Genomic DNA, 17,393 nt, shown 5'->3' on the forward strand with positions numbered 1-17,393 from the left:
CTACTCAACGTGCGTGTGCCCTTCTCTACCACGACCAAGATTTGATCGCGCCCAACGCTCCGCACTCATCACAGACAACCCATGCACCGCATTAAACGTCCCCGCCACATCCCAAGCCACACCCCGTCCCATGGCAAACACCGCCCGGTATTTCCGTAAATTATCATCAGGTTCTTCTGCAAGATCGGCCATCAACTGCTGCACGCCAAGCTCTCGGCGCTCGACTTTCCGTCCGATGACTCGTTCAACCAGGTCAGCCAAAGCGCCGTAGCTGAGTGTATCGCCGGCGGTATATACAACCTGATTTATAAAGCGCGGGCTTTGCAGCACGATGGCGGCGGTGAGCGTGCCTATGTCTTCGGGTGTCGTTACGGTCACCATGGTTTCCAGACTGCCCAGTGCATTGACCTTTCCGGCGGCCAGGTCAACGACTCCGAACGTTGGATCGAACAGGAAGCTGGTGAACATCCCCGTGGAAATAATCACCCACTCGGTCCGGGATTGAGCACGCAACAGGTCGCGAACATCCAGTTGCTCGTCAAACAGATCCTGAGGGCTGCCGCGGCCAATCACGTCGTAGTCGACGCCGAATTGCCACGGAATATAGCGTTTCACTCCCGACATGAGTGCGGCTTCGGTCAGTTTGCGCTGGGTCCCACGACCCGCTGCAAATCCTACGCAGCTGATCACCGTGTCGAAGCGTCCGAGCACTGCAGCAAGCTCTTCCACAGAGGCAACTTTGATATCGGCTATCTCGATGGCGATGCCTAGCGTCCTGATGGTGTCGATTTCCTGTTGTTTTGCCTTGCTCGAACTCTCCACCGTGGCCTGACGCAGCAGCACGCTGATGCTCATCGATTCGGTTGAGCGGGCGGCCAGTCCTTGCAGTACGGCAAGTCCCAGTTCGCCAGCCCCTAGTACCAGAATGCGTTGTTTGACGTTTGAAATAGCAGCCTGCATGGTAACCCTCTTTTGTCGTACTTAACGTGAGGCCAGGGATCTTGTCATGGACTTTGAAGCGCAAAAAGTAGGTACATCCGTGATACCGAGTGGTCTTGATGCTCAGGACATCGTGCGGCTTTCGCAGGATGCGTGTCGCGCGCTTTCCGATGATGAGGATGGTCTCAAGCGCGATATTCTGGGTCATTCCGGTAACCGATGGTCACTCGGCGTGGTGCATGCGCTGGGCGTCACCAGCCCGTTGCGCCATGCGGAGCTGCGTCGCCGATTGCATGGCGTCACCCAACGTATGCTCACTCACACGCTGCGTCAGCTGGAACGCGACGGGCTTATCTCTCGTCATGACTTTGGCGAGAAGCCCCTGCGCGTCGAGTACGCTTTGACTGAGCTGGGAATGGGCTTATTGGTGCAGATGATTCCGCTGTGGACGTGGGTGATCGCACAGTCGGATGGGTTCACCGAGGCGCGCAAACGTTATGACAATCAGTGACGCATCTTGAGGTGAAGATTAGGCAGGGGAATTTTCGAGTCCCCTACCCTCTAGTCAACCTCTGGGTTGGCGGCTGTTTGCGTCGACGCGATAAGGTCGCGTAGCCATATATGAGCGGGATCCCGGTGCAGGCGTTCGGGCCATAACATGAGCATTTCAAACCCTGGAATGGCGAGTGGAGGCTCTTGAACGATAAGTGCGGGCGCATCTCGCACCAGCCTTTCTGGCACCACCGCAACCAGATCGCTGTGGGCCAATGCCGAGACAAGCGAGTTGAAGTTGGGCACGGACAAGACGACTCGTCGCTCCAGACCTTTGGCGGCCAGCGCCTGATCAGTGCTCCCGACGAACCCGGCGCCATTGGGTGACATCACGGCATGTTCCAGGCCGCAGAACGCTTTGAGCGACAGCCTGGTTGCCAAGGCCGGATGATCTCGCCGCCCTGCCAGCACATAGCGTTCGTGAAACAAAGACCGCTGACGCAGTTTTGGCGACGCTTCATCGCGGGTGTGCAGCGCCAGGTCAAGCTGGCCATTTTCAAGATCGTTGGCGAGGCTGACGGGATGTTTGTTCAACAGTGCCAAGCGGGTATTGGGGGCCAGACGCCTGAGCGACGCCAGCGATGGCCAGATCAAAGCCGTCGTTGCGTAATCACTGGCAGCAACCCTCCACGTCTGGCTGGACAGTGCGGGATCGAACGGTGCGCCAGGACTCAGCGCCCCTTCCAACGCTACCAGCGCTTCGCGTAGCGGCCCGCGCAATTCACGGGCGCGCTCGGTCGGTGACATGCCTCGGGGGCCGGGCAGCAATAACGGATCGTCCAGAATTTCCCGCAGCCGACCCAGCTGCAGGCTCACGGTCGGCTGGGCGAGATTGAGCAGTCGTGCCGCGCGTGTGACGTTTTGCTCGGACAGCAGCGCATCCAGCGTGACCAATAAATTGAGATCCAGACGACGCAAGGTATTGTGCATGTAAATACCATATGTTTCGGAAATTCATTTCTATCATACCGGGTTCGTCGTTACCGTGAGGCATACATCCACTCGGAGCCTCTTATGAAGCTGCTACTGATTTACGCCCACCCGGAACCTCGTTCACTCAATGGCTCGCTCAGGGATTTCGCAATCGCTCACCTGAAAACCGCGGGCCACGAGGTCAAGGTTTCGGATCTGTACGAGATGCGTTGGAAAGCGCCTATTGATAAGGACGACGCCCCAGGCTACGACCACGAAAAACCGTTCAACCCTGCGATGGAATCGCAACGTGTATTCGGCGCTGGCACCCAGCCGACAGATATCGAGGAGGAGCAGGCCAAACTGCTATGGGCGGACGCCGTCATCTTTCAATTCCCCCTGTGGTGGTTCTCGATGCCAGCGATCCTCAAGGGCTGGGTCGAACGCGTTTACGCCTACGGATTTGCCTACGGTGTGGGCGAACACAGCGAGAGCCACTGGGGCGACCGCTACGGCGAAGGCAGCATGGCTGGAAAGCGGGCGATGTTGGTGGTCAGCATGGGTGGATGGGAGTCTCATTACAGCGGTCGCGGGGTGAACGGAGCACTGAATGATCTGCTGTTCCCTATCCAGCATGGGGTGCTGTTCTATCCGGGGTTCACTGTAATGCCACCCTTTCCCATCTATAAAACCGGGAAAATGGACGCCGCCCGTTTTGAACAGTTGTGCACGGACTATGCTGCTCGGCTGGATAACCTGTTCGATGATGAGCCTCTGGAATTTCGTCGCCAGAATGCCGGGGACTATGAAATTCCGGCGTTGACACTCAAGCCGCATATCGCACCCGGACGTCACGATCTTGGAATCCATACCTATGAGGGCAGTACGCCTGAAGGTTAGAGGTCAGCACATCCACTCAATCCACCGTTATTGTTTTCAGGGACCATCCACGCATTCCCGCTATCCCTGGTTCCCGAAAATGCAGTTCTCCAAATACCCTTACATCGCACTCGGCCTGCTTTTCTGGGCGATAGCCGAATCCGCTTCCGCCACCGGCTTCCTCGACGATTCGACCACCACCCTGCTCGCCCGCAATTACTTTCTGAGCAACGACTACCGCTCGCCTTCTCCCTCCGGAAAAAACTACAAACAGGAATGGGCGCAGGGATTCATTGGCACGTTCACCTCAGGCTTCACTGACGGCACGATTGGAGTGGGTCTTGATGCTCATGCTTTTTACGGGCTGAAACTGGATGGCGGCAAAGGGCATTCGGGCACGGGATTGCTGCCGGTGGACAGTGACGGTCGTAGCGAGCGGGACTACTCCAGTGCGGGTGGCGCGCTCAAGCTGAAAGCCTCCCGAACCACCCTCGCCTTTGGCGAAATGACAGTGGAGACGCCGGTATTCGATACGTCGGACAAACGTCTGCAGCCGGAGTACGCCACCGGGGTTCTGCTCAACAGTCGCGAGATCGACAATGTGAACCTGGTAGCAGGCCATTTCACGGCGTTCAAGAATCAGGACAGTTCATCCGGCAAGGACGATTTTCAAGGCTATGGTGCCAGCACCGACGCTGGCGGGATCAGTTTTGTCGGGGCTGATCTGTTCAGCGACAGCCCGCTGGGTGGCGCGCTGTATGCTTCTGACCTCAGTGAAACCTGGCATCAGTACTACGCCAATTTGCACTGGAAACAGTCCGGCGTGTTGCTCGATGCCAACGTCTACCACACCCGCGATACCGGTCAGGCGCTGGCCGGAGAGATTGATAACACGGCGTTCAGCCTTTCGGGCAAATACACCTTGGGTGCCCACGCGGTGATGCTAGGCTGGCAGAGGATCGACGGCGATACGCCCTTCGATTTCGTCGGCGGCGACTCGATCTATCTGGCCAACTCGATCAAATACGCCGACTTCAACGGCGCCAACGAACGCTCGTGGCAAGCCCGTTATGATCTGGATTTTGGTGCGTTCGGCATTCCGGGGCTGAGCTTCATGACCCGCTACGTGTCCGGCAGTCATATCGACGGCACGCATGCGCCCAAGGGCGGCGGCTACAACCCGTTCGACGCGGACAGCGGCGAGTACCAGCCTCAGCAAGGTGATGGCGGCCGTCACTGGGAACGGGATGTTGACCTGCACTACGTCGTCCAGTCCGGTGCGGCCAAGGACCTTTCAGTGCAACTGTCCCAGGTCACGCACCGGGCCAACAGCGCTCAGGCGGGTGATGATATTGACCGGATCTATGTGGTGGTTCAGTACCCGTTAGGGTTCTAAACCCGGCCGTTACCCAAAGGAAACTGGCGCGACGGCAATGAGAGGCGCAGATGTCGATTTCGAATCACTCCTCAAAAATCCGCCACCTTCCCCCACGCCGATCCTTTGAACCGATCCGGATGATAAGGCTTGGGGTCAACAATCGGCGTAGCGCCACTCACAATATCGGCAATCAAATGCCCTGCCCCCGGCCCTATTCCAAAACCGTGACCGCTGAATCCGGCCGCCAGTACCAGGCCCGGCAGGCTGGCCATTTCTCCGATACCGGGAACGCCGTCCGGTGTGCTGTCCACATACCCGGCCCAGGCGGCGTTTATCGATGAGTCTCGCAGCGCGGGGACCAGTTCCTGTGCGCGTTGGTAGGTCAGTGCGACTGCCGAAGCGTCGGCTGTGGGGTCGAGGATTCGCATCTTTTCCATGGGTGTCGGCTGGTCGAGGCTCCAGCGTTTCCAGCTTTCGTGGCCTGAGCGAATGCCTTCCAGCCCGCCCGGCGCGAGGTTGCGCCATCGGCGCATGAACATCGGCAGGAATTGCGTGCCATAGCCGAGGAGTTGGGGTGTTGGGTCGACGCGCCCTCTTCCGCTGATTGCCAGTGTGTAGCTGCCATCGAAACGGCGAGTCATCGATACGCCGGCGGTGTGCAGTGCGCCGGGTATTTCTTCGCTTGGCGCGGTGACCGAGAGTACGGTCTGGCGAATGGTCGCCTGAGGGAAGCGAATGCCGTATTGACGGCAGAACGACGACGCCCAGGCACCTGCCGCGAGCACTGCGATCGGGGTGCGGATGACGCCTTTTTCGGTCACGACGGCAGACAACCGGCCCGCCTCGGTCTCGATGCCGCGCACGGCGCAGCCCTGATGCACGGTGCTGCCGAGGGCCTTGATGGCGCGCGCGACTGCCGGTGCCGCGCGGGAAGGATCCGCTGTGCCGTCAGAGGAGGCGAAGACCCCGCCTTTCCACTGTTTGCCCGTCGCCTTGCCGTGTTCGGCAGCTTGCTGCGAGGTGAGCATGCGCGTGTCGACATTGACTGTGCGAGCAAACTCGCCCCAGCGCGCCCAGCCGGCGATTTCCTGTTCGTTGTTGCTGAGGTACAGCAGGCCACAGCGCGAGAAGCCGGTCTGCTCGCCGGTTTCTGCGCCGAATTGCTCCCACAGCTCCAAGGCTTTGGTGGCCATCGGTAGCTCACGCGCATCGCGGTTCTGCTGACGGCACCAGCCCCAGTTGCGGCTTGATTGCTCTGCACCTATACGACCTTTTTCGATCAGCGCGACTTTCATGCCGCGTCTTGCAAGGTAATAGGCGGTAAACGCCCCGATGATGCCGCCGCCGATCACGACCACGTCGGCCTGCGTCGGTAATTCAGGGGAGGATTCTATGGCGGTCAAAGGTGCGGGCATGGTCAGAGGGTCCGTTCAAGGCTTCAGTGCGTGGGCGTGTTACTGATGTATTACACCACCACAGCGCCATGCATAGATGCTTGAAAGTAACCAGCCGCTGGCATGAATCACCGTTTGGCAGGGTTGCCTCGGCAGACTTTGCCGATGAGGCTCGCTGAGTCGTATTGCGGACACCAGGCTGCCATACATGAATTTGCAAATGTGCTTCCATTGCTGTCGTCTTCGTTTCTCTTATCGAAGATACTGCTGCGCGATAGCGATGTACTTGAAGAAGCATCTCTCTGACCCTTGAACGGAATCGAACACTGCAATGCTCAAACTCGCCGCTGTACCGCTGCTTATCCTTCCCTTGTTCGCCTTTGCCGACTGCACGGACCACCTGGAAAACTGGGGCAAAGCCCTGCGGCCCGATCTCAAGCTCGACAAGGCGCATGCAGTCTGCAAGGTCAACCCGGCCAACGCCAGCCAGACACTGGCAGCCCTGCCGTTTGCGGAGAATGTCGACGAAGATGAGCAAGGCGATTACGGACTCGCCGTCATAGTGGCCGAGACCTCAAGCAACAAGATCGTTGCCCAGCACTATCAGGCTGCAGCGATCAGTTCCGATGCCATCCGTTTTGAGGGGTTGACGCTGGACACCGCTCGCTACCAGCTTGCACCCAAATTACGGGCCTTTGGCGTGAGGGTGAACCACATCGGCTCATCCAGAGTGAACCCGTTCAGCAGCACGGCTCTGAATCTCTATGTACTTGAGGGTTCGACGCTGCGCCCCGTAATGAATGCGCTGGAAGTCAGCAGCTCCAATGGTGAGTGGGACGGTATGTGCGTCGGCGAATTCAGTCAGACCGAACGCACCTTGTCCATCACAGACAAGACCAGTAAGGGTTTTGCCAGCCTTCAGGTCGATGAACAGACTGTTGGCACCCAAGACCGGCTCAACGGTGAGGACTGCGAAAGTACCGACAGCAAACCCGTTACGTCCAGGACGATTCTGAAATACGATCAGGGTCAATACGCAGTGCCGAGCACAATGTCTCCAGTTCAGTAAGGATCGCAAAGCCGGGCGCGACGCAGGGACGTCGGCCCGCAGTGACTTTCGGGGATCAATGCAAACCCATACACATTTCTCACTTCCCCCACCGCAACACCTCATAAGCCTTCTCCACACCCCGCTCAGGACTCAGCAACACCGTAACCTGCAAACGCGCGGTAGAACCGCCCGGCATTTGCGCCGTGCTGTCGATCACCAGTACGTCCCCAACCGTCATGTCGACTGCGCTTTGTACCGGCAAATTCAGGGCCTTGCGCATCAACGGGCTGGCGAATGCAGGGGCGGGACGGTCGTAGCCGCTCCACAGTGTGATTTCCGGCAGTAATCGGGTGTAGAGCGCCTGGGTCATGCCAGGGAGCTGGCTGAGTTCTTCCAGCAGTTTGAAAGGTGTCTGGCCGTCGTTACGTTTGGCCACGAGTTCGGTGCCGAGCTGGCTGGCCTGAGCCTGTGTCGCACCGCAGGCCAGCGCCAGGCGGGAAAAATCTTCAGGGTCGGCGTTGTTCAGGTACAGCTTTCCGCTTTCGCTGTGCAAGCGGATGAAAAGCCTGGCATCGTCGAACATCAGGGGAATTTCTCGTCCATCGGCGATCCATTTCCCGCGTTGTGCAGGATCATGCAGACCCTGAACCGCCAACTCGACACCCGCCTGCGCTGCCATCAACGCCTGGGCGTGCTGATGAAGCTGCAAGGCCTGACGACTTTCCAGTTGCACCCAACCTGCCAGCGAGCCCAGCAGCAGGCTCAGGATGGCCAGCACCCACAGCACCAACAGCAATGCCACGCCGTGCTGACGTGAAAAGCCTTTCACAGGTGTGCCTTGTCGGTGGCAGGTTCCAGTTTCAGCGTACTGAAGTGAGCTGCGCGTTGTGCCTGGGTAACGACCAGATCGAGACGGAACATGCGCGGCTGGCCCGCATGGGTCGGTTGTCGGGCGACGTTCAGTTGCCATTCGATCCCATCACCCACGCTGCCCTGTTGATGCCTTTGAGTCAGCGGTGCCGAGGTTTGCTCATCCATCACGCTCATGGCCACATGGGTCAGCCGGTCGCTTTGCGCGACCATCGACAGGGAATGCGCGCTCTGGCCGAACGCGACCAGCACTACGGTGCTGCACAGGGCCATGAGTGTCAGCGCCGCGAGCATTTCCAGCATCGTGAAGCCGCTTTCGCGGCTTGCGTGTCCTGCCCGTTCCATGGTGGCCTGTCGCGGCACGGCAAAGCTACAGACGAACCGCCATGGTCACGAACGCACTGCGCGGGTTGCCCACTTGAAGAATCTGCAGGTCGCCCGTCGGATCGCTCGCGGCACTGGCGTCGGTGTTCAGGGTGGAGATGTAGCGCTTGTCGAACAGGTTCACCACGTTCAGCGACACGGTGGTGTCCTTGACAGCACCCAGCTTGCCGAAGTCATAGCCCAGGGTCGTGTTGGCCAGCCAGTAGCCCGCGACGCTCGAATCGTTGGTATAGGTGTAATAACGCTTGCTCATGTAGCTGCCTTGCAGGCCCGCGTTCCATTGCTGCCAGTGCCAGTCCAGGCTGCTGGAATACATCAGCTTGGGCGTATCAACGACCGTTTTGCCTTTGACATGCACCTGGCTGGTGCCGCTTTGGTAATCGTCATCGTAAGTGCTTCGGTTGTAGGACGCCGAGTTGGACCAGCGCCAGTTTTCGTTCGGCGTCAGGGCAAAGGTCAATTCAAGGCCCCGACTGGTGACCGAGCCAACGTTGGCAATGCTGTTTTGACAGATCACGATGCCGGTGCAGTTGGCAATTGCTACCAGGCGATTGTCGAATTTGGTGTTGTAGACCGCAGCCGAGGTCGAGTACAGCAGATTGCTGCGGCGTATACCGACCTCAACGGTCTTTGAGGTTTCCGGTTTGAGGTTTTTGAACCCGCCTGCCGCGTCGGCAATGACCTGCGTAGTGAAGAACGGACTGTAACCACTGCTGGGGAACGCGGCGACGTTCTCGGAATACGAGGTGAAGACCTCATCCTGATCATTGAGTTTGTACGTCGCGCCCAGCTGCGGCAGGAAGCGGTCACGTGCTTCCAGCGAGCCACTGGCGTAACCGCCGCCCTTGCCTTCTGCTGTCGAGGTGGTGACCGTGTTCTTTGCACCGAACTCCAGCTTCAGGCGGTCATCCAGCAAGGTGTAGCTGTCACGCAGGTAGAACTGCCGTGTCAGGTCGTTGTAATCCTGGGCAAGAACGGTCGCGACCTGCGGCAGCCCCTTGGTTTTCACGATGTTGTTCTGCGGCGCGGTCCCGGTCGGGTCGAACAGGTAGCGGCCGATGTCGCTCTTGTTCGACTGAATCCAGAAACCGCCCTGAATCTCGTGCTGGCCGAGGAAATACGTCAGCGACGTCTGAAAGCCTGATCGGTTGATGCCATAGACGGTGCTGCGAATGGAGTTGGTGGGCACCGTGGTAGTGCCGTCGGTGAATACGAACGGGTAATAGGAGTTGCCTCGGCCCGAGTCATGGTGGTGATAGACCGCAGCGTCCAGCAGCACATCGTCGCTGAGCGAGAAGTTGCCACTCAAAATGTCCAGTTCATCGTCTCGCAGGCTGCTGCCGTTGTAGGTCGCATCCCCTGCACGAGTGACACCGCCGGTAAAGATGCCGTTGGCCGCATTCACGGCGCGGGTCCAGTCCGGCGTGTAATAGCTCCAGTTGTAACCCAGACGCCGGATCATGCTGCTCGACAGGGACGGCAGGCTGGCCTCGTTGTGGGTCGAGGTGCTGTGAAAGAAGCTCAGGTGGTTGCTGCCGAAATCGTAAGTGACCTTGGCGTTCACAGCATCCGATTCCTGCGGGTTGTCGTGGCCTTTCCAGGCGTCGGCGTCGTACGTTTCTCCGGAAATATAAGCGGCCAGACCGTTGTATTCGCCGGTGTCGAACCGCGCAAACGTCCGTTTGGTTTTGTAGTCGCCAAAGGTCTGGGACAGGCGCGCGCCAAGCTCCTTGTCGGGGTTGGAACTGGTGAAGGCAACCGTACCGCCCAGATTGCTGTTGGAGGCCGTGCCCAGCGCGCCGATACCGGCGGCCACTTCACTGCTGGCGATGTTTTCCGCAATGATCGCCCGGGTAATGCTCAGGCCGTTGAAGTTGGCAAAGCTCATGTTGCCCAGCGTGACGCCGTCCAGCGTGTAGCCCAGGTGGTGCATGTCGAATCCGCGCAGACTGATGCGCTGACTGCTCTCCTCCCGCCCCAACGGGTCTCCGGACTGAAAGCTGACCCCTGCCAGACGCTGCAGGACCTTCATCGGGTTGGTGGCGGCCGAATACGCCTTGATGTCCTTGTCACTCACCCGCTGCACCTGGCGCGTTTCGCCTTGGCCTATGACGGAAACCGTGCCCAGCGTGGTGTCTGTCGTTGCGGAGACCGGCTCCTCGGTCGAAGTGGCCGGCGTCGTGGCGTCCTGCGCATACGCCGCCAGACTTAACGTGTGCAACCCGATCAATAGCACCAGGCGTCGGACGGGGAAACGTGACGCTTGCGTGGTCGATAACGTGATCATGAAAGGATTTCCAGGACGTAATGAGTCGACAGGTTCTGGCCAGCGTCAAGGCTGGCCGGAATGATTCGGTTCAAGGGCTTTCGGTAATCACCGCCAGCCGTGTGATACCGGAGCGCTGCACATCCGCCAGTACGCGGGCGACTCGTCCGTAGTCGGTTGCCGTATCGGCACGCAGGGTCAGCGCGACCTCCGGGTCTCGCGTATGCAGGTTCTGCAGGGCATCTGGCAGTTGTTCCTCGACCAGAGGCTCGCCATCGACGAACAGACTGCCGGTCGCGTCGATACTGATCGCAACCGGCTTGGCGTCATCCAGCGGCGCTGTGGATACGGTTTGTGGCAGATTCAGCGGGATGGCGTTGGTCAACAAGGGCGCGGTGACGATGAACACCACCAGCAGCACCAGCATGACGTCGACCATTGGCGTGATGTTGATATCGCTGATCGCGTCGTCGTCATTGCTCGATGAAAAGGCCATGTCATGCAACCCCGCTGAGGTTTCGGACGCCGTCACGCTCACCTTTCAATCTGAAAGCATGGCGCTGGGCGCGATTGAGCAGATCAACCGCGAACGCATCCAGATCGGCAACCATGAGCTTCACGCGACGACCCAGGAAGTTGTAGGCCAGCACTGCAGGCACAGCGACGGCGATGCCGACACCGGTGGCGATCAGGGCTTCGCCAATAGGCCCGGCCACGATCGCAATGCTGGCTGACTTGGCGGTACTGATGGCTTGCAGCGCATGAATAATGCCGAACACGGTGCCGAACAGGCCAATGAACGGTGCCGTACTGCCGATGGACGCGAGCACGATCATGCCGCTTTCGAGGCTGCGTCGTTCACCGTGAATCTGCTGATGCAGGCTGCGCTCGAGCAGTTCCTGACGACTCCAGCTGTCGGTCGGTTCGTGGCCGTCCTGACCATTGGAGAGCGCTCGGGTCGTTACCTGCGCAAGGCGCGCCAACTGGCTTTTCTCCGGGCCGCTGCGCAATGCCGCATCAAAATCCTGTGCTGCCCAGAACGCCTGGGTGTAGTGCTTGTTCTGGCTTTTCGCCCTTCCCTGCTGCCAGGCCTTGAGCAACAGCACGGCCCAGGTCGCCAGTGAAAACAGCAACAGAATGCCCATGGAGCTTTGCTGGATCAGGGTTGAATAGTCGATTGTCATAGTGAAGCCTCAAGGAGCGAGAGTGAAGGCAAGCGGAACGTTGACCCAGCCATCGACCGGAGTGTCGCCACGCTTGGCAGGAGTGAATGACCATTGCCGCACCGCCGCTTTTGCCGCGTCGTCGAGTGCCGGAAAACCGCTGGTCTGCGCCACTTCAACCTGATCCGGATGGCCGCTGGCCAGGACATGCACACGTAACAGGGTCGTGCCCTGCTGATGGCGTTTCGCGGCGGCGGGCGGATACACCGGCGGCGGGTTGTTCAGGTAACCGGCGCGGCCAATGGGCGCAGTGGTTCGTGGCTCCGGGCTCGGTGCTGGCGCCGGGGCTGCCTTTGCAACGGTCTGGGGCGCCGGAGGGGTTGGAGGCGCGACTGGCTTTTCGGCCACTTGCGGCTTGGCCTGTGGCTTGGCAGGCACCGGTCGTGTCGCTGGCTTGGGCGTGGGGGCCACAGGTTTGGGTGGCTCTACCGGCGCAGGTGGCGGCGGCGGAGGTGGCGTCGGTTGTGCAACAGGCGGCGCGGGCTCCGCAGGTGCCGAAGGCACGGGCGGTTTGGGCGCAGAGACCATCTGCATGGCGATCGGCATCGGTTGAGTGATCCGCGGCAACGGCTGCGCAGGCAGGTTGTGCAACAAGAGAAATCCACCCACATGCGCGCCCAGCGCGATGACGCAGACCAGCGCAATGTGACGTTTGCCGAGCGGTGGCACCGCCACTTCCGGCAACGGCGCGGCGGGCCTGTCGAATGAGGGTGCTGCAAGGTTCGGTGCCGACGTGTGTTCGCGAAATTGTTGCGGCGGACGTCTGGAGGAAAGTAACGCAGGCATAACATCACCAGTTCAGTGCGGAATACCGAAAAGCGGGCCGCTTTTTAAAAGTTGGGCGATGCTACTATGGGTTTTATGTAGTTAATGTGACGGTGCGGAAACTTGCTATTAAGTTTCATCTTGGGTGCATGGTGGCCTGTTAGTATTATTTTTTATGCTGCGCGTCATCTGTTGCCAAGCACAAAAAATGTCTATGTGTGATGGTTTTATTTTGGTTTTATGACGGATGACGAATGTGCGCCAAGCACGTTTACCTTGTTGATTTGCACGTGAAAAGCTGTGTCTACGGCCACGTATTTTGTTCGGGCCTGGCCGACCTGTTGAATTACCAAAGTAAAGGGTACTTTAGTGGTCAGTTTGAAAACAGCGTGGTGTTTCGGCACCCACTATCTTTTAGCGAATTCATGGTGGCTGCTGGTTCGTCGCTTATAATATCCCGGGATGCGTCATGTGCGTCATTTGTAATCCATTTAAAGAACAGCACTTGCACAGGCTAGAACCCAGATCGGCATACGTAACATAAGCTTGACCTCCTTCAAGTGAGTATCACATCAGTCGGGCAGTGCCGATGGCAGGTTCTGGCCTGTCATCGCTTCCACATACACGGAGGGTGGTGCGGGAGGTGGTTGCGTGGGTGACGTTAAAGCGCCGGTATCCGGGTCGTAGGAAAATATCTCCTCGACATCGTCGATACTCACCTTGAGTCGCCCTTGCTGCAGGTCATCATCGACCCTGAGAACGTGTCTGAACCCGCCGGAGCAGGTGATGCTGGCTCCGTTCGCGAATCCTGATCCTTTGGGTTCCAGGGGTTCGATCGTGCACGTTGCACCGTCGGGACGACTGATCTGCAGCCAGCCCTCCGGCGTGATTCGATGGGTGTAGACCGGCTGACCATCCGGGCCCAGGGTAGTGAACGCTACTCCTCGCTCGAAGCGCCTCTCAGGGGCATCGCTGCCCTTCACGCCCACGATGTTGTGCGTCAGCAGACCGTCAGTGCTGATGTAGTAATGCGCGATTTGCGTTCCGGTATTGCCCGGCCAGCGCAAATGCATGTGGACGTGAGGCGGTGCGTCTTCATGACCGTGCGGCGCATTGGTATCGAAGCCCATGATCTGGATCTGACCCAGTCCGTGCTGCTGCACGTAACGGCCCAGATCCAGATCGCGCAGGACTTCTCGCTGCGCGAACTGCAATACGTTGGCCGCAGCACGCTGAAGGGAAGGAAACTCGCCCTGGGCGTAAGCTCCGGCGCGGCGTGCAGGATCGGCGTGCTCGAGGCGCAATACCATGCCGGGCTCGACGATATGGGTCGATACCTGCGCGGCAGTGATTGCGTCTGCCGCCAGTGGTGGAAGTGCAACGATCAGATGCTCGCCGTCGAGCCGGAACCCGATGTCGCCCGCCTCCAGAATGACACGGGATATATTCGCAACCGCTCCGTCAAACGCCAGTTCCAGCGTGCGTGATCGAGGCACTTTGAGTGCAATGATGGTTTCGCGCGGATTGTCGGCATTCCACCAGTCATCAGTGACCGGCTGGCAGGCGACGCAACTGGCCGGCACAAACTGTATACCGGGTTCGTCTGCACGCTTGACGAATTTCAGGACCACGATAACGCTGGGGTTTTTAATGGGTAAAAACGCAGCCATTGCCATGCCTGAACCCAGCATTGCACTGGTTGCAAGGGCCATCGTCCAGGACGCCGTCATAAGTGTGACTTCCGTAAAAGTCTCAAAATCATTAGGTGACGTACGTTCATAAGTAAAAATTTCCGCGCGTTTCGGTTGATGAGTGCAGGTCGGCTGCACACTCCTGCGGCATGACGATGATCAGAAAGTCATTTAAAGGAGCGCTCTAAATGCCGCTGGTTATCTAAGTTATCAGGAGCGGAGAATCCGCCCTGCTCGCTCGACTTTAAGTAAGTTGAGGGCGCAGTGACCTGCTCGCTGCATCTATTTTTACGGTACGTAGACGATATGACAGATTGAGGACGTCATTGCCCGAGCTTTATTGATGTTGCGCTCGGCATAGAGGAAGCGATCATCATTCTATGGCGGCTTGTAAATCCGTTCAGAGTCGCTGACGGATGCAATATTTTATTCACGTCTTTTCCGTCAACGCGTGATGTGACATGCCTTACAGCCTGAGTACACCTGTCTGCCGACGCTGAATTCAATCGAATTTACCGGGTTCACCCATGACTAAAACCTGTGAGTTCTTTTCCGGGAAAGAATGCCAATTACAGGCAGGAGGATGCGTAAGTGAGCAAACATGAAATAAACGTCATCCGGGCATTGCAGGCAGCTTTTCTGATTGTTGTTGTACTGCTGGGCTGGGCACCGCTGGATCGAAAGACATGGTTGATGGAAAACAGCGTGGTAGCCCTGTGCGCTGCAGCGCTTTGGTTCTGTCGTCACAGGTTTTATTGGACAACAAGGTCCTGGGCACTGGTGCTGGCTTTCGTAGGCCTGCATGAAGTCGGCACGCACTTCACCTATCCGCAGGTGCCCTATGACCCTGCGATCCATAAGATGACGGGTGTCAGCATCGATCAATTATTCGGCTGGCAACGCAATCAATATGACCGCTTTGTGCATCTGGCCTACGGGTTACTTGGCGCCCTGCCCTTGCGCGAAATCGTGACGGTCAAATGCAGGCTTCAGGGTGCCGGGGCGTCACTGATTGCCTGGTCGCTGGTGCTGTCCACTTCAATGCTTTACGAGCTGATGGAATGGATCGGCGGCGCATCGTTCGGTCAGGGTGGATCAGCATTCGTGGGGGCGCAGGATGATTTCTGGGATGCACAGAAGGACATGGCCGCCGCTGCAGCGGGGTCGCTTCTGGTGCTGATCTGCAGAGGTCACGCGATACGCGAGAAAACCGGGATCACCAAGCCTGCGTGACAGTTGTCTGGTGTCAGTCAGATGCCAAAGCCGCCTGCATCCTGCCAAGAAAGATCTCTTCGGCCGGGTTGCGGACCTGATGGGCGCTCCACATCAACATGACCGACACCTCGCATACGCGTGATTCAGGCACCAGTCTTCGCAGCAAACCCTGCGCCTCGTACTCCCGGCACAGGTGCTCGGAAAGAGCGCCAATGCCTATGCCTGCCAGCACCATGCGCAGCACTTCTCCGGTGTTCGAGGATGACGCAGCTATTTGCTGACGGATGTACGGGTTGCCGTAATGTGCTGACAAAGGAGACACCATGCCACCCAGCGACTCGCCGGAAAAGCTGACGAATCGTGCGGACTTCAGGTGTTCGATCGTCACCGTTTCCTCATGAAACAGCGGATGAGCATGACTGCAGTAGAAAAACACCTGCTCACGGCTCATCAGGCACTGTTTGATATCAACCTCCCCGGGCTGGTTGATGCCTATGCCGAACGAGGCTGTATTTCGGTGAAGTGCACTGACGATTTCCTGCGTCATAGCGACTTCGATATTGAAGCTAATGCCGGGATACATGGTGTGCATGTCCCTCAGAACCCTATCGTACTCCGGACTTTCGACACCGCTGACAGTCAGCAGGCGAATGACGCCTTTGACGGCCCCCGCTTCACTGCCGACAACTTCATCGATTTCCCGAATGCTTTGCCTGGCTGCCAGTGCGATTTTCAATACCGACACGCCGGCTTCGGTCAATTCAAATCGATGGCTGTCCCGCTCGATCAAGGTGCTTTCCAGCTGCTCTTCAAGACGCTTGATGGCCTGGCTGACAGCAGGCTGAGACAAGTTGAGCCGCGATGCCCCCTTGCTGATGCTTTTCTCGATGGCGACGGCACTGAATGTCTTGAGCAGGTTCCAGTCCATACGCTCACTGACAGAGCGAGGCTCGCTTGAACTCACCCGATTGTTCGGTCTGAAACCCATGGGCTATGGCTCATATTGGTTGATGCAATACACAACATAACAAAATGTGAATAGGCAGCCTGATCGTCTTTTCATAGGGTGCGGGCAGCAACCACCATCACGAGCCTGACGCAATGAAAACGTTTGAAAGTATGTCTCCACAGGAATGGTCGACCCGATGTGATCTGGCAGCACTTTTTCGACTGCTGGCGTATTACCGCATGACAGACCTGGTCGACTCCCATGCCTCGGCCTGCATCCCCGGCCAGCCCGATGTATTTCTCATCAACCGATACGGCGTACCGTTCGAGAAAATGCGTGCCAGTGATCTGGTCAAGGTCGGTTTTGACGGTGAACCAGTGCCATCGGCCGACCGCTCGGAGACGCTCAATGTTGCCGGTGCCGTGATCCACTCCTCGGTTCATGCAGCCCGGCCTGACATGAACTGCGTGATCCACACCCATACCGCAGCAGGCATCGCCGTCTCGACACTCGAGGAAGGCCTGCCGCCCCTGTCCCAGCACGCCATGAAGTTTTACGGTCGTCTCGCCTATCACACCTACGGCTCTTTTATAGATACGCAACAGGAACAGCAGAACATGCTTGATAGCCTGGGGGATTCCAGCGCCATGCTTTTGCGCAATCATGGGATCATCGTCGGCGGACGTACCATCGGTGAAGCCTTCCACAGTGTTTACATGCTGGAACGGGCCTGTCAGATCCACGTCACCATCAGAAGCATGAATCAGAACATCGTCACGCCTGATCCTGATACCTGCAGAAAGACCAGCGATACCTTTGCCGACGACTACGACAGTGGAATCGTCGCGCTGGCATGGCAAGGTGGATTGCAGATCATCGCCTCTCAGAAAGACCAGTACTGCTGCTGATTCATCTGCCGTGGTTC

At 58.2% G+C, this 17,393-nt stretch carries 17 protein-coding genes; 6 read left to right on the forward strand and 11 right to left on the reverse strand.

Annotated elements, in window-relative coordinates:
- Positions 1–960, reverse strand: coding sequence for an aromatic alcohol reductase (locus tag AO065_RS17085; protein ID WP_004882316.1), 960 nt, complete (start codon positions 958–960; stop codon positions 1–3).
- A 46-nt stretch (positions 961–1,006) separates the two neighbouring features.
- On the opposite strand from AO065_RS17085, the gene AO065_RS17090 reads away from it, so the two are divergent.
- Positions 1,007–1,450, forward strand: a complete 444-nt coding sequence (locus tag AO065_RS17090) for a winged helix-turn-helix transcriptional regulator (RefSeq protein ID WP_004882315.1) — start codon at positions 1,007–1,009, stop codon at positions 1,448–1,450.
- A gap of 50 nt (positions 1,451–1,500) precedes the next feature.
- On the opposite strand, the gene AO065_RS17095 is transcribed toward AO065_RS17090, so the two are convergent.
- Positions 1,501–2,421: a LysR family transcriptional regulator gene (locus AO065_RS17095; RefSeq protein ID WP_004882314.1), complete on the reverse strand. Its 921-nt coding sequence runs from the start codon at positions 2,419–2,421 to the stop codon at positions 1,501–1,503.
- Between the two features lie 84 nt (positions 2,422–2,505).
- Between AO065_RS17095 and AO065_RS17100 the strand changes: the two genes are divergently transcribed.
- A complete protein-coding gene (locus tag AO065_RS17100; RefSeq protein WP_004882313.1) occupies positions 2,506–3,303 on the forward strand; it encodes an NAD(P)H-dependent oxidoreductase in 798 nt (265 codons plus the stop codon).
- 79 nt (positions 3,304–3,382) lie between these two features.
- On the forward strand, positions 3,383–4,678 hold the full coding sequence (locus AO065_RS17105; RefSeq protein WP_004882312.1) for an OprD family porin: 1,296 nt from the start codon (positions 3,383–3,385) through the stop codon (positions 4,676–4,678).
- Positions 4,679–4,749: 71 nt separating this feature from the next.
- On the opposite strand, the gene AO065_RS17110 is transcribed toward AO065_RS17105, so the two are convergent.
- The gene (locus tag AO065_RS17110; RefSeq protein WP_004882311.1) at positions 4,750–6,075 is read right to left on the reverse strand and encodes an NAD(P)/FAD-dependent oxidoreductase; all 1,326 of its coding nucleotides are present in this window, start codon (positions 6,073–6,075) and stop codon (positions 4,750–4,752) included.
- A gap of 310 nt (positions 6,076–6,385) precedes the next feature.
- On the opposite strand from AO065_RS17110, the gene AO065_RS17115 reads away from it, so the two are divergent.
- Entirely contained in the window at positions 6,386–7,123 is a 738-nt protein-coding gene (locus AO065_RS17115; protein WP_004882310.1) for a PA3715 family protein, read from the forward strand.
- A 79-nt stretch (positions 7,124–7,202) separates the two neighbouring features.
- Here AO065_RS17115 and AO065_RS17120 read toward each other — a convergent pair whose 3' ends face one another.
- From AO065_RS17120 to AO065_RS17150, 7 genes are all read right to left on the reverse strand, one after another.
- The gene (locus AO065_RS17120; RefSeq protein ID WP_004882309.1) at positions 7,203–7,934 is read right to left on the reverse strand and encodes a type II secretion system protein GspK; all 732 of its coding nucleotides are present in this window, start codon (positions 7,932–7,934) and stop codon (positions 7,203–7,205) included.
- Positions 7,931–8,320, reverse strand: a complete 390-nt coding sequence (locus AO065_RS17125; RefSeq protein ID WP_032650974.1) for a type II secretion system protein — start codon at positions 8,318–8,320, stop codon at positions 7,931–7,933. The genes AO065_RS17120 and AO065_RS17125 overlap by 4 nt, the downstream gene beginning before the upstream one ends.
- Positions 8,321–8,345: 25 nt before the next feature.
- Entirely contained in the window at positions 8,346–10,646 is a 2,301-nt protein-coding gene (locus AO065_RS17130; protein ID WP_004882307.1) for a TonB-dependent receptor, read from the reverse strand.
- Between the two features lie 70 nt (positions 10,647–10,716).
- Complete coding sequence (locus AO065_RS17135; protein WP_004882306.1) at positions 10,717–11,121, reverse strand: ExbD/TolR family protein; 405 nt, start codon at positions 11,119–11,121, stop codon at positions 10,717–10,719.
- A 1-nt stretch (position 11,122) separates the two neighbouring features.
- Positions 11,123–11,809 carry a MotA/TolQ/ExbB proton channel family protein gene (locus AO065_RS17140; RefSeq protein WP_004882305.1) on the reverse strand — a complete coding sequence of 229 codons (687 nt, stop codon included), beginning with the start codon at positions 11,807–11,809 and terminating at the stop codon, positions 11,123–11,125.
- Positions 11,810–11,818: 9 nt separating this feature from the next.
- Positions 11,819–12,634, reverse strand: coding sequence for an energy transducer TonB (locus AO065_RS17145; RefSeq protein ID WP_032650972.1), 816 nt, complete (start codon positions 12,632–12,634; stop codon positions 11,819–11,821).
- A gap of 551 nt (positions 12,635–13,185) precedes the next feature.
- Positions 13,186–14,325, reverse strand: a complete 1,140-nt coding sequence (locus AO065_RS17150; protein WP_032650995.1) for a hypothetical protein — start codon at positions 14,323–14,325, stop codon at positions 13,186–13,188.
- Between the two features lie 570 nt (positions 14,326–14,895).
- Between AO065_RS17150 and AO065_RS17155 the strand changes: the two genes are divergently transcribed.
- On the forward strand, positions 14,896–15,537 hold the full coding sequence (locus tag AO065_RS17155; protein WP_004882302.1) for a DUF2238 domain-containing protein: 642 nt from the start codon (positions 14,896–14,898) through the stop codon (positions 15,535–15,537).
- Between the two features lie 13 nt (positions 15,538–15,550).
- Here AO065_RS17155 and AO065_RS17160 read toward each other — a convergent pair whose 3' ends face one another.
- Positions 15,551–16,507 (reverse strand): LysR family transcriptional regulator, encoded by a 957-nt coding sequence (locus AO065_RS17160; RefSeq protein ID WP_032650970.1) that lies wholly within the window; start codon positions 16,505–16,507, stop codon positions 15,551–15,553.
- 113 nt (positions 16,508–16,620) lie between these two features.
- Here AO065_RS17160 and AO065_RS17165 point away from each other — a divergent pair, with 113 nt between their 5' ends.
- Positions 16,621–17,376, forward strand: coding sequence for a class II aldolase/adducin family protein (locus AO065_RS17165; RefSeq protein WP_004882300.1), 756 nt, complete (start codon positions 16,621–16,623; stop codon positions 17,374–17,376).
- Positions 17,377–17,393 lie beyond the last annotated feature (17 nt).

This window comes from Pseudomonas viridiflava (assembly GCF_001642795.1).
In the GTDB taxonomy this organism is placed as follows: Bacteria; Pseudomonadota; Gammaproteobacteria; order Pseudomonadales; family Pseudomonadaceae; genus Aquipseudomonas; species Aquipseudomonas viridiflava.